Raw genomic sequence first — 13,752 nt, forward strand, 5'->3', positions numbered from 1 at the left:
AGCTTTGCGATCAATCTCTCTAATGATCTAACGCATCCAATGCAAAGTAATAGTGACTATTTTGGAACGCATCAGGTTTAGTGAGTGAGTATCTCAGTTGTTGATTAAGGTACTAGGCTTAAGAAGAGATACTCAAAGAAGATGATTAAATGAACCACCCCTTGCAATAAAGTAGTTCTGCCAATTGCGAGCGTCAATGCCCCAATAAAGAAAGACAGATACAGCAAAATCATATTGAGATTGCTAATACCGAGGCTAAGCGGTAATTCAAATAAGATGGCAATGGCAGCTACTGCCGGAATAGTTAATCCAATGCTAGCTAGGGCTGATCCTAGGGCTAAATTGAGACTACTTTGCAGACGATTGGCTCTGGCTGCTCGCAATGCTGCAAAACTCTCTGGCAGTAGCACTAGCATCGCAATCGCAATACCTACCACTGCCTTAGGCGCACCAGCTGCGCTGACTGCGTCCTCAATAGTGGGACTTAGCAATTTTGCTAAAGCCACCACAGCGATTAATGCAATGAACAATAAAACACTACTAGCTACAGCCTTTGAGTTACTCGGTTTTGCGGCGTGTGCATGGTGATCTGTTTGGCGGTCTTTAGATTGAGGTAAATAGTAATCGCGATGAGAAACCGTTTGAAAAAACAAAAATGCAGTGTAAAGAGCAAAAGTAGCAATGCCCGCAAAAGCCAATTGACTGGTGGTAAAGGTGGGTCCAGGTGTGCTGACAGTGACAACTGGTAATACCAAGATGAAAGTAGCTAGTGCAGTTAGGACTGCCAATATGGAGTTGGTACCTTCATTGCGGAAAGTCATTTCATAATGACTCAGACCTCCAATAAAGATGCACATGCCAATCACACCATTCATGATGATCATGATGGTGGCAAATACAGCATCTCTGGCAATGACTTCTGAGCCCTCGTGGCCAGTGAGCATTAAGGAGACTATCAGAGAGGTTTCAATCACGGTGATGCAGAGCGCCAAAATCAGAGTACCAAAGGGCTCACCAGTTTTATGAGCAACTACCTCAGCATGATGAACGGCAGTGAGAACTGCCCCAATTAAGATAATGCCCAGCAGAATGATGAACCAGGTTTGGCTAAGGAGATAGGTCATATGGACACCGCTTGGTAGGAATCGTAATTAAGGTTAAGCTTACGGCTGTTTATAAAATTATCTTGTAAATACGACATATATGAAAGCTATTATCCTGTTTGGTCACGGACCCCTCGATATTTTGTGCCGTCAGCCCTTAGATCGCTTATTGTGTATTCTGAAGGTTCTTTAGAACTTTAGCCTTCCATTTAGCTCTTAAAGCAGTCCTTGAAAGATACCTTCACCCATTCTCACATCCTGGCTTATAGACCAGATATTGATGGCTTAAGAGCGCTAGCCGTTCTTCTGGTGGTGATTTATCACGCTTTCCCAAAATGGGCCCATGGCGGCTTTATCGGCGTTGATATTTTCTTTGTGATTTCAGGATTCCTGATTACTTCAATCATCTTGAAGGGACTCAAAGAGAACACCTTCAGTTTTATCTGGTTTTATTGCAAACGCATTATTCGGATATTTCCGGCCTTATTGCTGATCTTGGTCTCATCTATCGCTCTAGGATGGATTTTGTTATACCCATCAGAGTTGCAATTGCTAGGTAAGCATTTGCTTGCTGCTGTTGGCTTTTATTCTAATTTCACCTATCTAGGTGAGGCTGGTTATTTTGATCATCGCGCTGTTGAAAAACCACTCTTGCATCTTTGGTCTCTAGCGATTGAAGAGCAGTTCTATGTCATTTGGCCTTTTATATTGTGGTTTGCTTATAAATGTAAAGCTCGCTTAGGTCTAGTGATGCTAGTGCTGTGGATACTGTCCTTTGCAGTCAATATCTATTTAGTCAAACACAATCCCGTCTGGGATTTTTACTCGCCCCAAGCGCGTTTTTGGGAATTATTATCCGGCGCGCTTCTCGCAAACTTTGTTTTAAATCGCGATAGCTTTCCTAGATTAGGTGCACAAAGTAATTTCATACTCATTCAAGTTATCTCTTTACTTGGTTTAGTTGCCTTAGTCGTTGGTGTAACAATTACTTATGCCCATAGCCGCTTCCCGGGCTGGCTCGCGCTATTGCCAGTTATGGGGGCAGTCATGCTGATTGGCGCAGGCCCACAAGCCTGGATCAACCGATTCTTTTTAGCCAGCCAGCCAATGGTGGCTATTGGATTGATTAGTTACCCCTTATATCTATGGCACTGGATTTTGCTGTCGTTTGCACAAATCTGGGGACCCATCTTTACAGGGCAAAGATTAGTACTCGTTGCCCTTTCAGTTGTACTCTCGTGGCTAACTTACTTATTAGTAGAAAAACCTCTACGTAATAATGTACGAGTTCAAAAGAAAGCGTTGCTATTGATTGTAGGTATGGCAGCAATTTTGTTAGTTGCCATCACATTGAATCGGAATGGATTTGAGCAAAGGCCCATTAATCATCTAAGCCAATTTGAGTTATCCGGCCTTGATGGTGGTGAGGGTGGGTTTCAGGAGCAGGGTTGTGGGCTATCGGATCTCAGTCTTGCAAATTTCTTTGCAAGCTGTCTTCAAGATAAACGTGAGCCTGCCAAATTTGCACTCATTGGCGATAGCCATGCTACATCCCTATGGCCTGGATTGATTCGCACTTCTGAGCCACAAAACCGATGGCTGACGATTAATGGGCCTGGCGGCCCGCAGAACATGCGACCCTATCTGTCAAATACAAGACAAAACGTCTCTGCTAAAGACTCCCTATATACCGATAAGGCAGTTGAGCAATTGATTGAGAATCGCAAGATTGAAGTAGTGCTACTCATATTCTCTAGTAATAGCCTTTTGCCTTCCATGGCTGATGCTAGCGAGAGCGATCAAGCCGAGGCCTATAAAGGGCTTGATAGCATTGCAAGTAAGCTCATTCAGAATAATAAAAAAGTGGTGATCTTGGTAGATAACCCACATATCGCTCAGCCTCAGGATTGTTTTCATCGAAAGGTGGGCCTTTCTATTATGGATAACTTTAATGAGATTGAACCCGCTTGTGAAATGCCAATCGCGCAATATTTATCATTTACCGCAAAGTATCGAGCTGTACTCAATAAGCTTGCTTTAGCGCACCCGAATGCCGTGTATGTATTCGATGCAACTTCCTATCTTTGCTCCGCTGATCAGGGTGTGTGCTCATATCAAAAGAATGGCAGAAGAATGTATTCCTTTGGTGCCCATGTATCTGAATATGCTGCTGGTAGAGTGGGGGAGCCACTAAATCAATATCTTATAAAGATTTCTGGTAAAAAATAAGAGAAGTAAGAATAAATTTACGCAGTAAATAGATTTATCCAATAAAAATATTATTAGGAGAGAACATGAAAAAATTAACCGCCATTGGCCTGTCTTTAGTATTTGGAGGGGTGCTACTCGCTAGTGCGCCTCTATATGCAGCAGATGCTACTAAACCTCCCTTGCCCCTGAGTAGCACTCCAGGCCAAGGCTTTACCCCAGATGGCCTCAAAAGAATTGATGCATTCTTTGCCGATCAAATTGCGGGGAACAATATGTCTGGCGCAGTGTTGGCTGTCACCAAAAATGGCAAGTTGACAATTTATAAGCCATACGGTTATTTAGATAAAGCTAACAACAAGCCTATGACTACCGATGCTATTTTTAATTTGGCATCGATGACCAAAGTGATGGCAGCTGTTGGTGGCCTTACTTTTTATGAAGAAGGTAAATTACCTCTCAATGCACCAATCTCAAATTGGCTTCCCCAATTTAAGGATATGAAAGTAGGACAGATAGATGCTGATGGCAATCTTAAATTAGTGCCAGCTAAAAATCAGATCACTATACAAGATTTAATGCGTCATACCAATGGCTTAACTTATGGTGGCCGTGGCGCTACACCGATACATAAGCTCTATCCTGCTGGCTCAGCACCTGCAGCAATGCAGTACACCTCTTCTGAGTTCATAGACAAGATAGCAAGTGCGCCGTTGCTCTATGAGCCAGGCACTGTATGGGATTATGGCTTTGGCTTGGATGTGCTTGGCATCATCGAAGAGAAGATTGCTGGAAAGCCGCTTAATGCAGTATTGAAAGAGCGCATTTGGAATAAGGTCGGCATGCCGAACACTAGCTTTGAGATTGCCGAGAAAGATCGTGCACGTTTGGCGCAACCATTGCCATTGGATCCGCTAACAGGCAAGCCACAGAAGGTCGATATTCTGACGCAGAAAGTGAAATTTGATTGTGGTGGGTCTTGCGCCTATTCCACAGCAGGTGATTACATTCGTTTTGGTCAAATGTTACTCAATGGCGGCAGCCTTGAGGGCAAGCGAGTGTTAGGTCCGCAAACTGTAGCCTTTATGACTTCAAATCACTTAAATAAAGATATTAAAAATAATGTGGGTGGTACTGAGCCAGGTCGCGTAGGTTATGGATTTGGTTTGGGCGTAGCCGTACGTACCGATAGAGGTTTGTCTTCTATCAACGGTAACGTTGGCGATTTCACATGGAATGGTGCTTATGGCACTGTATTTTGGGCGGACCCTAAAGAGCAAATGGTCGTAGTCATGATGGGTGTTGCTCCGGGTGAAATTCGTAAGGTACACCGCGAACAACTCAATGCTGTGATTTATGGAGCGCTAGAAAAATAACTATGTGAGTACTCATTGTTAGAGTGTGGTTTTATAGCTCTTTAAAATAAACGCAGTCAATAAACATGACTGCGTTTTTTATTGTTCAAATTTTTTTCGGAGAATCGACATGATGTAACTAATCAATCAAAGTATGAGGAGTTTGTGATGTCGAGAACTTTTAGACGTAAAAATCAACGGCATGAATATGTCTGGGTATTAAAAAACTGGGATGTTTTTTTAATGGTGGGACAACCATTCGTCATATCCCTAATTCTGTCGCTGGGAGAAAGGCAATTGCCGTCTTTCATTCAGATGCACAAGTAACCATGGGTAGCTCGGCACCTCGGTGGTACCGTAAGGCTTTTGAGCATCGTCGCCGTACAAGAAATAACAGGGCAATGAGGCTTTGGCTTCGGGGGCTGGGCGATCCTATTTTTGAGGCGCGCCATAGGCATGATGCAAATTGGTCATGGTGGTGATGCTCATCAAATTGGTATACATATACTCCGCAACCATGCATCAATGATGTCGAATTTTATTTCACCCTTTTCAAACATGGCGATAATTTTGATATGCAATTCTTTTGGTGTGGATTTGATACGAAAGCCATTTGTCCTTAGAAATGTATCCATGACTGCAAATGCAATTCTTTTATTGCCGTCAACAAAAGAGTGGTTAACGATGAGACTTTCAAATAGGGCAGCAGCTTGATTGATGATATCGCTGTAGTAGCCATTTTGTGGGCGGCTTAAAGCGGCTTCAAGCGCTCCAATATCCCTAATACCTGGTGAGCCGCCGAATTGATGTATTAAGACGCCATGCATCAACATGACTTCTTTGGTTGAAAGGTAAACCACTACTTGGCAAGCTCTTTATAGAGGTCTTCGAACTCTTGTAGGCTTTGAGCAAAGTGGGACATTGCTATGCGGCTATTGATTGAAAAACCCTTTTTGTTTAAGTAGTCGCGGAAAGCTTCATCTAATACAGCATGAAATTTGCGACCTTCTGCATCCGCTATCTGATGAAGGCTGTTAAGCACCTCAGGGTTGGCCTGAGATGAGAATTTGCTTAGATTTAGGTTGCCCATTGAAATTTCCTTACTTTTCAGGATTATTCTTGAAATTTCATGAAAAATCAAGAAATAAGAATAACCCTTAAATTTAGGTCTTTAAAACCGAAACTCCCGATAGTGCCGATATAAATTGGCAATCGATGCAAAGCCTAGGATGACGATCAAGATGGCAAAGGTGTAATCAATCGTTAAATAAGTAAAGATGCCAAGCTGAATGAGGATTGCAATTCCAATAAAGGCAGCTATTGAGCCAAAAGCTACCAGCTTGAAGTTGGGAATAAAGGCTCCCAAGGTGATCGCAATAAAGACAATGTATAAATCTGAGACCAGCTGATCTGCTGTTTCGAAAATAGCATTGGTAAATTGCGGACTAGTAAATTTTCCGACAACGGCAAAAGCCAGGATACTCGCCAAAATCGCAAAGTTCAGTTTTGCTTTAGTTAGAATTTCAAGAAGTTGATCGTTCATGATAAAAAACTACTTTTTTTAAGAGCCGTTGCCAGTAAATACGAGCGTCATGCCAATCCAAAGTAGGATGAAGGCAATCAGAATAGTAAAGCCAATTTTCTTGAGAAAATATTCCAAGCTATTCATATAGTCTTCGTCGTTGCGACCAAACCAGCTATCAAAACGCTTCCAAATAAGACGTCCTACAACTAGCGGTAGGAGCATGGCAACAATACCAAGAATAACGGTGAGGGTGCTATCCATAAAGATTGATTTCTTTCTTACTAAATACAAATACTGTTTGATTAGAACTGGCTTATGAAGGCAGTGCCGCAAAGTCATATAGGATACAGGGGTTATCGACTAGGATGGATTTTCTGAGATTTTCATCTTGGACCCAGGGCCCCAATAGGTCGCACAGATCAGCATCGTGAGGCATTTGTTTCTTGAGCATGACATGGGGCCAATCACTGCCCCAGACTAGCCTATGGGGGTTTGCCTTGATTACAGCGTCATTCAGCGGGCGCATATCGGCATACGGTAGGTCACCATCACAAATGCGATAAGGGCCAGTCATTTTGACCCATGCGCGGCTGTTTTTGAGAAGATCTAACAGCCCCAAAAAACCTTCATTCTTGACCCCATGTTTTGCATGGGAATAACCAAAATGTCCAAAGACTAAATCTACCGGAAAGTTTTCAAACACCTTGGCCAGGTTTGGGTATTCATTAACGTGCATGAGTAACTCTAAATGCCAGCCAAACGGTTGAATTCGGTTTGCTAAATCTTTTAGTTTTTGAATTGGCAGACCAGCAGATGGGTCGGCAACATCAACAATATTGCAGCGGATGCCTCGTACACCAGATTGATGTAGTTGCTCTAATTGGTTATCGTCAATTGCATTGACGTCATTTGGAATGACTGCTACCCCTCGTAATTGCTCTGGGTGAGCATTAAGGGCTGCCAGCATCGCACGATTATCCGTGCCATACACACTAGGCTGCACCAGTACAGCGCGATCTACTCTGAGCATCTGCATTAAAGCTTGATAGCTTTCTAGGGTAGCATCCGGAGGGGTGTAGATACGCTCTTGCGCATACGGAAACAGGCTGGCTGGCCCACAAACGTGCGCATGACAATCTACCGCCCCAGTTGGAAATACGATTTTGGGAGATCTGATTTCTGGATCTGGGGCTTGGCACAGTGGTGCAAAAACAGTTTGATTCAAAATAATTTCTGCTACTTTATTGCGGTTCGATATTTGCTTCTTTAGCAATCTTTTGGTACTTAGCCATTTCTTCACGAACAAACTTAGCAAATTCTGCAGGACTCATCGGAGTTGCTTTAATCCCTTTGGTTTCATAAGCAGTTTTGACTTCAGGTTCTTGCATCGATTGATTAATATCGGTGTTGATCTTTTTGACTACTGTAGCTGGAGTGCCTGCTGGCGCCCACACACCAAACCAAAGACCAATTTCAAAAGCGGGATAGCCTTGCTCAGCAATGCTAGGAATGTCAGGCACGGCTGCATTGCGAGTCTTGCTAGTAAGGCCTAAGGCGCGTACTTTGCCACCTTTGAGTTGACCAATCGCTGTATCGAGTGGCGCCATATAAAAAGCAGTACGACCAGACATCGTGTCAGAGATGGCTTCTGGAGATCCTTTGTAAGGAACGTGAATGAGTTTGATACCCATCACTTGGTTAAAGTACTCAGCAGCTAAATGGGTAGAACTGCCAACACCAGCCGAGGCAAAGGTAATTTCACCAGGCTTCGATTTAGCGGCAATTACCAAATCTCGAATACTTTGATAAGGGCCATCGGCTGCAGTAATCATCACATACGGAGTTTGCCCAAGAATAGCGACATCAACTAAACTCTTGAGGGGGTCATAAGGCAACTTCTTATAGATTGCTGGATTGGCTGCATACGATGCCGATTGCACGAGCAAGGTATAGCCATCGGGTTCAGAGTTCACTACCACGCCGGTACCAATCAATCCACCAGCACCAGGCCGATTTTCAATAATGACTGATTGCTTCCAGGTTTCTGAAAGGCTCTTGGCAACTACGCGTCCGGCAATATCAGCGCCAGACCCAGTAGTTAATGGCACCACCATTTTGACGGTGCGGTTAGGGTAGTTCTGGGCATAGCTTTGGTGGCTAAGGCCAACTAAAGCAAGTAGGCCCAACGCAAGCATTGGTTTTGTAAGCATTAGAGCGCGCTGGCCCTGATTGCGTAATCTCAACATCATGTCTCCTGAGTGTTTTTATCGTTTTTTATAGTTTCATTGGATAATCTAACACGCTCTAGTCAATAGATAAATAGCAGTGTTTAGAAATCAAGAGAAGGTGGAGACAAATGACGCAAATGCACGATGCCCAGACCGCAAAGGTCAATGGGGTAGATATCGCCTACCGATTTGATGGCCCTAAAGATGGGCGTGTTTTATTGGTGGCCAACAGCTTGATGGCCAATGGCAGCATGTGGGATTGGAATGTGCCTGCACTAGCTGATCGCTATCGTGTATTGCGCTATGACAAAAGAGGGCACGGACAGTCTGGTATCAGTCCTGGACCATACACCATTGCCCAATTGGCTGATGATGCAGTTGGGTTATTGGATACCCTGCAAATTGCTAAAGTCCACTTTATGGGTTTATCGATTGGCGGCATGATTGGTCAGCAGTTAGGTGCCCGCTATCCTGAGCGGATTTACTCGCTATCACTTTGTAATACCGCCTCTGAAATGCCACCACGCAGTTTGTGGGAAGAGCGTTTTGAAATTGCTCGCACACAAGGCATTGCTGGATTAGTCGATGGCACGATCAAGCGTTGGTTTACAGCACCCTTTATTGAGCGCGCCCCTGGCGATATTGAAAAAGTACGTCAAATGATTTTAGCTACCAATGCCGATGGTTATATGGGCTGCGGTAGCGCAGTGCGCGATATGGCGCAAAGTACGATGCTGCTCAAGATCAAAATACCCACGTTGGTACTTTCAGGAGAACACGATCCTGCCTGCACAGTTGATCAAGGGACTGTTTTACATCGCCTCATTGAGGGCTCTAAGATGGTAGTGTTGAAGGATGCAGCGCACTTATCCAATATTGAGCAGCCCGCCACATTTAATCGCACAGTACGCGAATTTATCGACTCTGTTGATAGTCAGTTGAAGTAATCAAGCCATAAAGATAATCAGCGCAGAAAGTATTTCGTATGTCAATGAAAAAAACAGACCTTTATAAGAATTTAGCCCTAACGACAGCTCAGCGTATGAAGAACGCTGCTAAGACTCCTAAGCTTGGGGCTGCTGAAGCAAGGGCGAAAACTAAAAAAGAGCTAGCAGAGGCAAATCCAATGCTAGCTTCTTTAATGGGTAAAAAGAAATCGAAGTAGTGCGCTTAGATTGAATGTATGAATCAAATATTGATTTTTAGTCGGCATGCTATTGCGCTCTGTCTTGTATCTCAAGCAGCAATGACTTGGGCGCAAATTGCGCCACCGCCAAACTATGATCAAAAGCTCGGCGATATGGTGGTTAATGCCACCCGCTCAGGTACGACCCTAGATCAAATGTCGCTTAATACGACCATTCTGACTAAAGAAGCATTAGAGACCTCGCCTGACCAAACGATTGATCAGGTTCTCAAAAATGTACCTGGCGTCTTTTTAAATGATGTGCCGTATTACCAAAAAGATCCTACAGGTCAAAGCATTAACGTCCGTGGCTTAGGCTACGGCCGCACTCTGGTGTTGATTGATGGCTTGCCTGCCAATGATGCTTTCTATGGAACTGTGCAATGGAATTTGGTTCCCATGTCCTCAATTGAGTCAGTAGAGTTTGTGCGGGGTGGCGTTTCGAGCTTATATGGTAATTATGGGATGGGTGGTGTTATTAATATCAACACTAAGACACCCAAAAATAGCTCGCAAGAAGCATCTGCCAGCATTGGATCTTTTGCCACTGGTAATGTATCTGCTTCAAAAGATCTCATCGTTTCTGACGCAATGCAAATGCGTTTTTCTGCAGATTACTTCGCAAGTGAAGGCTTTCAGAATTACGCGACCATTTCTCCGGCATCGCCTAGCAATATCAAAAATGGGATGGGTACCGATGCAGTCAAGAATTCTAATGTCCGACTCCAAAATTATTTCAAGCCAACCCAAGATACCAATGCATTCTTTCGCTTGGGTTACAGCACGATGGCAGACCTCAGTAATAACTATGCCATTGCTCCCAATTTAATTCAGACAGCTGATGTGGCAGGGGGGTCTACTACCAATTTAGACGTGAATAAAAAAGTTCAAGTGAATGTCTATTACCAAAACACCAACTTTTATAAGCAGACTGCCAATAACTTGACTGCAGCACCCTATAAGCCTTATATCAATGCCAACTACACGGACCCCTATTCCACTACTGGTGCATCGGCTCAATACACGCATGATTTAAAAGTCGCCGGTATTGATCAATATATTATTGGCGTCGATGCTAGAAATATCTCCGCATCTAATAAAACTAATAATCTGAGTACTGCGGGTGCTGTGAGCTCCGTCAGTTATGCGCAAGGTCAACAGGATTTTTATGGTCTTCTAGGGCAAATTAAATCCAGCGCAAGCACTATTCCAATAGAAGCTACTCTAGGTGCTCGGGTAGATGTCTGGAATAGCCAAACTCCCACTTCTTATAACGCTGGTAGCAATGGATCAAACCCTGTCTATCAAGGTATTCCAAGTCAGAGTAAGACTCAGTTAAGCCCAACTTTAGGCTTGTTATATAAAGCAAATAAAAATTGGGATTTACGCAGCGCCGCTTATCAGGCCTTTCATGCGCCTAGTATGAATAACACATTACGTAGTTATGGTAATTCTGTGAGTGGATATTCCTTGGCGAATCCCAATTTAACGCCAGAAACTATGACGGGTTATGAGGTGGGAACAGACTACCGATGGAAGAGTGGTTTTGCGCAGCTCACTGCTTTTAACAACTATATTCAGAATGCGATCGCTAGCTACAAAATCACCACTGCAAATTGGGCCACTGCCAGTAGCCTTTGCAGTCGCGCTGGTTTGTCGGGTTGCTCTGCAACGAGTTCAACTTCTGGGTACACCAACGTTAGTTACTACACTAACCAACAAAATCTACAGAGTCGCGGAATTGAGTTGCAGTATCACCATGATGTGAATGCACAATGGGTCTTAGATGGCGGCTATTCCTATACACGTACTGTGCTGACTTGGACTGCAACCACTGATCCAATCAATACCCAAATCGGCGGTGTACCGATGAATATGGTAAATGCTGCCATTACTTATTACCCAGTACCGCAGGCGAGCCTGACAACCACCGTGCGCTATGTGGGCAACTCTTGGATGGCAACGGGCACCTTACCTGTGCCTGCTTATGCAGTGATTGGCTTAAAAGCTAACTATCAAGTGACGCCTCAGGCTGCGTTATTTGCCTCTGTGGTGAACTTATTGAATCGACAATACGTCACCTTCAATATCGCTTCACAGGCAACGGCTTATCAGGCTGGTATGCCCCAGGCATTCACTGTGGGCGCACGCCTGACTTTCTAGTAGCGCGCAATATAGGGCATTACCCTAGGTAAATGGTGTGGTTCCTTGGGCAAAAGAGTGATTAAATAGCCATTGCAGTCAAAATAAATACTAAGAAATACGGGAGAAATTGAAATGAAAGCCATTAATCAGCCGGTGATGAATAAGCTCATCCCATTGGCCACTGCATTATTAGCATGCTCACTAATAGGTTTGCAAGGTTGCTCTACAACTACTGCTGTTGCAGAGGCGCCTAAACCAGCACCAGCACCTGCTTGGAAACAAGGTATGGGCGCAGACATGTCAAGCTCAAAGTTAGCCCCGATACCAGGCAAGATGACTGTCACTCCAGCTAATGAAATTCCGCTCAATACTCTGAAATTACCCCCTGGCTTCAAGATTGAAGTCTATGCAACCGGCATGCCGGGCGCGCGTGAAATGGCTATGGGTGATAACGGTAAGATTTACATCGGTACCCGTGCTATTGGTCGTGTTTACGAAGTGAGTGATAACGGTAAAGAGCGCACTAGCCGCGTAGTGGTGGATAAATTAGTTCAACCTGCTGGCGTTGCTTACAAAAATGGTTCGCTTTATGTCATGGCGATTGATAAAGTCTTGCGCTACGACGGCATTAGCAAAAATCCCAATGTGGCACCTGTGGATATGACCTCCAAGTTCAATTTGCCACCAGAGCAACACCATAACTGGAAGTATCTTGCCTTTGGCCCTGATGGTAAGTTGTATGTACCTTTTGGAGCGCCTTGCAATATTTGTGAACTTCCAACTCCTGAATATGCTCAGCTTCGTCGTTACAACCCAGATGGCTCAGGAATGGAAGTCTTAGCAACCGGTATTCGAAATACTCTAGGCTTTGACTGGCATCCAGTGACTAAGCAAATTTGGTTTACAAATCATGGGCGCGACTGGATGGGTGATGACAAGCCCAATGACACTCTGAACATCCTCACTAAAAAAGGTGAAAATTTTGGTTTCCCTTATTGTCATGAAGGTAATCTGCCTGATGACAAGATCACTAAGCCAAATGCTTGTGAGGGCGTGACCAAACCGATTGCTTTATTAGGCCCTCATGCTGCAGCAATGGGCATCACGTTCTATACCGGCAAGATGTTCCCAGCTGAATATAAAAACGTGGCTTTTATTGCACGTAAAGGCTCATGGAATCGCAATATCAAGTCAGGCTATGACGTTGTTACTGTGAAAGCAGATGCGAATGGTAAAAATGCCAAGATCACTCCTTTCATAACCGGCTTTATGAACTCTTCTGATCAATCATTCTGGGGACGTCCTACCTACTTTATGCAACTGCCTGATGGATCCATGCTTTTAACAGATGAACAGTTAGGTGCAATTTACAGAATTACTTACAAGAAATAATTATTGGTATATCAAGCATTGGCTTTAATGAGATTGGTAAAAATAGCGGCGTTACTCTCGGGGGTTTATTTCTCGATAGTTGCGCCGCTTTCTTATGCTCAAGATATGAGCGCTAAATTAGCGGTTTGTGGCGCTTGCCATGGCCCCGATGGCAATTCAAGTATGCCGGGTTCACCCTCTTTAGCAGGTCAGCCTAAAATATTTCTTGAAAACAATCTGATTATGATTCGCGAGGGTATCCGTAATATTCCAGCGATGAAGGGTCAGTTAGATGGTTTGAGTGATCCCCAAATCATTGCGCTTGCGAAGTTTTATTCCGCTCAAGCTCTAAAACCTGAGCCTGGCAAGCGGGATGAGACTCTTTATGAAAGAGGCCAGCTTCTTTCAAAACAGGCACTCTGTGGAACCTGTCACTTACCTGATTATGTAGGTCGCGAGCAAATGCCTAGGCTAGCTGGGCAGCGTGAGGATTACTTATTACATAGCATGCGTCAATTTAGAAATAATCAAGCTACTGGGCGCGATACGATTATGGCAGCCTCTTTGTATGGCATGAATGATGATGATCTGAGGGCTATCGCGCAGTACTTATCCCAATTAAAATAAGGTT

At 44.0% G+C, this 13,752-nt stretch carries 14 protein-coding genes; 7 read left to right on the plus strand and 7 right to left on the minus strand.

Annotated features, from left to right (window positions below; translation table 11 throughout):
* Positions 1–104: 104 nt before the first annotated feature.
* Positions 105–1,124 carry a calcium:proton antiporter gene (locus ICN31_RS00255; RefSeq protein ID WP_216257470.1) on the minus strand — a complete coding sequence of 340 codons (1,020 nt, stop codon included), beginning with the start codon at positions 1,122–1,124 and terminating at the stop codon, positions 105–107.
* A gap of 207 nt (positions 1,125–1,331) precedes the next feature.
* Here ICN31_RS00255 and ICN31_RS00260 point away from each other — a divergent pair, with 207 nt between their 5' ends.
* Positions 1,332–3,332, plus strand: coding sequence for an acyltransferase family protein (locus tag ICN31_RS00260; RefSeq protein ID WP_216257472.1), 2,001 nt, complete (start codon positions 1,332–1,334; stop codon positions 3,330–3,332).
* A gap of 65 nt (positions 3,333–3,397) precedes the next feature.
* The gene (locus ICN31_RS00265) at positions 3,398–4,687 is read left to right on the plus strand and encodes a serine hydrolase (RefSeq protein ID WP_216257474.1); all 1,290 of its coding nucleotides are present in this window, start codon (positions 3,398–3,400) and stop codon (positions 4,685–4,687) included.
* Positions 4,688–5,154: 467 nt separating this feature from the next.
* Here ICN31_RS00265 and ICN31_RS00270 read toward each other — a convergent pair whose 3' ends face one another.
* The 6 genes from ICN31_RS00270 to ICN31_RS00295 all read right to left on the minus strand — a co-directional run bounded on the left by ICN31_RS00270 (position 5,155) and on the right by ICN31_RS00295 (position 8,440).
* Positions 5,155–5,499, minus strand: a complete 345-nt coding sequence (locus ICN31_RS00270) for a type II toxin-antitoxin system death-on-curing family toxin (protein WP_216257475.1) — start codon at positions 5,497–5,499, stop codon at positions 5,155–5,157.
* A gap of 26 nt (positions 5,500–5,525) precedes the next feature.
* Positions 5,526–5,756 carry a hypothetical protein gene (locus ICN31_RS00275; RefSeq protein WP_216257477.1) on the minus strand — a complete coding sequence of 77 codons (231 nt, stop codon included), beginning with the start codon at positions 5,754–5,756 and terminating at the stop codon, positions 5,526–5,528.
* Positions 5,757–5,837: 81 nt separating this feature from the next.
* Positions 5,838–6,209 carry a hypothetical protein gene (locus ICN31_RS00280; RefSeq protein WP_216257480.1) on the minus strand — a complete coding sequence of 124 codons (372 nt, stop codon included), beginning with the start codon at positions 6,207–6,209 and terminating at the stop codon, positions 5,838–5,840.
* 18 nt (positions 6,210–6,227) lie between these two features.
* Complete coding sequence (locus ICN31_RS00285; protein WP_216257482.1) at positions 6,228–6,452, minus strand: hypothetical protein; 225 nt, start codon at positions 6,450–6,452, stop codon at positions 6,228–6,230.
* A gap of 52 nt (positions 6,453–6,504) precedes the next feature.
* Positions 6,505–7,416 (minus strand): amidohydrolase, encoded by a 912-nt coding sequence (locus ICN31_RS00290; RefSeq protein ID WP_216257484.1) that lies wholly within the window; start codon positions 7,414–7,416, stop codon positions 6,505–6,507.
* Positions 7,417–7,432: 16 nt separating this feature from the next.
* Positions 7,433–8,440, minus strand: coding sequence for a tripartite tricarboxylate transporter substrate binding protein (locus tag ICN31_RS00295; protein ID WP_216257485.1), 1,008 nt, complete (start codon positions 8,438–8,440; stop codon positions 7,433–7,435).
* Positions 8,441–8,547: 107 nt separating this feature from the next.
* Here ICN31_RS00295 and pcaD point away from each other — a divergent pair, with 107 nt between their 5' ends.
* The 5 genes from pcaD to ICN31_RS00320 all read left to right on the plus strand — a co-directional run bounded on the left by pcaD (position 8,548) and on the right by ICN31_RS00320 (position 13,748).
* Positions 8,548–9,366, plus strand: a complete 819-nt coding sequence (gene pcaD / locus ICN31_RS00300) for a 3-oxoadipate enol-lactonase (RefSeq protein ID WP_216257487.1) — start codon at positions 8,548–8,550, stop codon at positions 9,364–9,366.
* Between the two features lie 38 nt (positions 9,367–9,404).
* Positions 9,405–9,584, plus strand: a complete 180-nt coding sequence (locus ICN31_RS00305) for a hypothetical protein (protein ID WP_216257489.1) — start codon at positions 9,405–9,407, stop codon at positions 9,582–9,584.
* Positions 9,585–9,602: 18 nt separating this feature from the next.
* Positions 9,603–11,768, plus strand: coding sequence for a TonB-dependent receptor (locus ICN31_RS00310; protein ID WP_216257491.1), 2,166 nt, complete (start codon positions 9,603–9,605; stop codon positions 11,766–11,768).
* 114 nt (positions 11,769–11,882) lie between these two features.
* Positions 11,883–13,142: a sorbosone dehydrogenase family protein gene (locus tag ICN31_RS00315; protein ID WP_255530849.1), complete on the plus strand. Its 1,260-nt coding sequence runs from the start codon at positions 11,883–11,885 to the stop codon at positions 13,140–13,142.
* 105 nt (positions 13,143–13,247) lie between these two features.
* Entirely contained in the window at positions 13,248–13,748 is a 501-nt protein-coding gene (locus ICN31_RS00320; RefSeq protein ID WP_255530850.1) for a cytochrome c, read from the plus strand.
* Positions 13,749–13,752: the final 4 nt, after the last annotated feature.

The sequence above is a fragment of the Polynucleobacter sp. UB-Piko-W3 genome, from assembly GCF_018881635.1.
GTDB lineage: Bacteria > Pseudomonadota > Gammaproteobacteria > Burkholderiales > Burkholderiaceae > Polynucleobacter.

Bases quoted from the DNA above. Each gene is read 5' to 3' on its own strand.
- ICN31_RS00255 (WP_216257470.1), bottom strand. From the start codon at position 1,124: ATGACCTATCTCCTTAGCCAAACCTGGTTCATCATTCTGCTGGGCATT.
- ICN31_RS00265 (WP_216257474.1), top strand. From the start codon at position 3,398: ATGAAAAAATTAACCGCCATTGGCCTGTCTTTAGTATTTGGAGGGGTG.
- ICN31_RS00270 (WP_216257475.1), bottom strand. From the start codon at position 5,499: ATGTTGATGCATGGCGTCTTAATACATCAATTCGGCGGCTCACCAGGT.
- ICN31_RS00275 (WP_216257477.1), bottom strand. From the start codon at position 5,756: ATGGGCAACCTAAATCTAAGCAAATTCTCATCTCAGGCCAACCCTGAG.
- ICN31_RS00280 (WP_216257480.1), bottom strand. From the start codon at position 6,209: ATGAACGATCAACTTCTTGAAATTCTAACTAAAGCAAAACTGAACTTT.
- ICN31_RS00285 (WP_216257482.1), bottom strand. From the start codon at position 6,452: ATGGATAGCACCCTCACCGTTATTCTTGGTATTGTTGCCATGCTCCTA.
- ICN31_RS00295 (WP_216257485.1), bottom strand. From the start codon at position 8,440: ATGATGTTGAGATTACGCAATCAGGGCCAGCGCGCTCTAATGCTTACA.
- pcaD (WP_216257487.1), top strand. From the start codon at position 8,548: ATGACGCAAATGCACGATGCCCAGACCGCAAAGGTCAATGGGGTAGAT.
- ICN31_RS00305 (WP_216257489.1), top strand. From the start codon at position 9,405: ATGTCAATGAAAAAAACAGACCTTTATAAGAATTTAGCCCTAACGACA.
- ICN31_RS00310 (WP_216257491.1), top strand. From the start codon at position 9,603: ATGAATCAAATATTGATTTTTAGTCGGCATGCTATTGCGCTCTGTCTT.
- ICN31_RS00315 (WP_255530849.1), top strand. From the start codon at position 11,883: ATGAAAGCCATTAATCAGCCGGTGATGAATAAGCTCATCCCATTGGCC.
- ICN31_RS00320 (WP_255530850.1), top strand. From the start codon at position 13,248: ATGAGCGCTAAATTAGCGGTTTGTGGCGCTTGCCATGGCCCCGATGGC.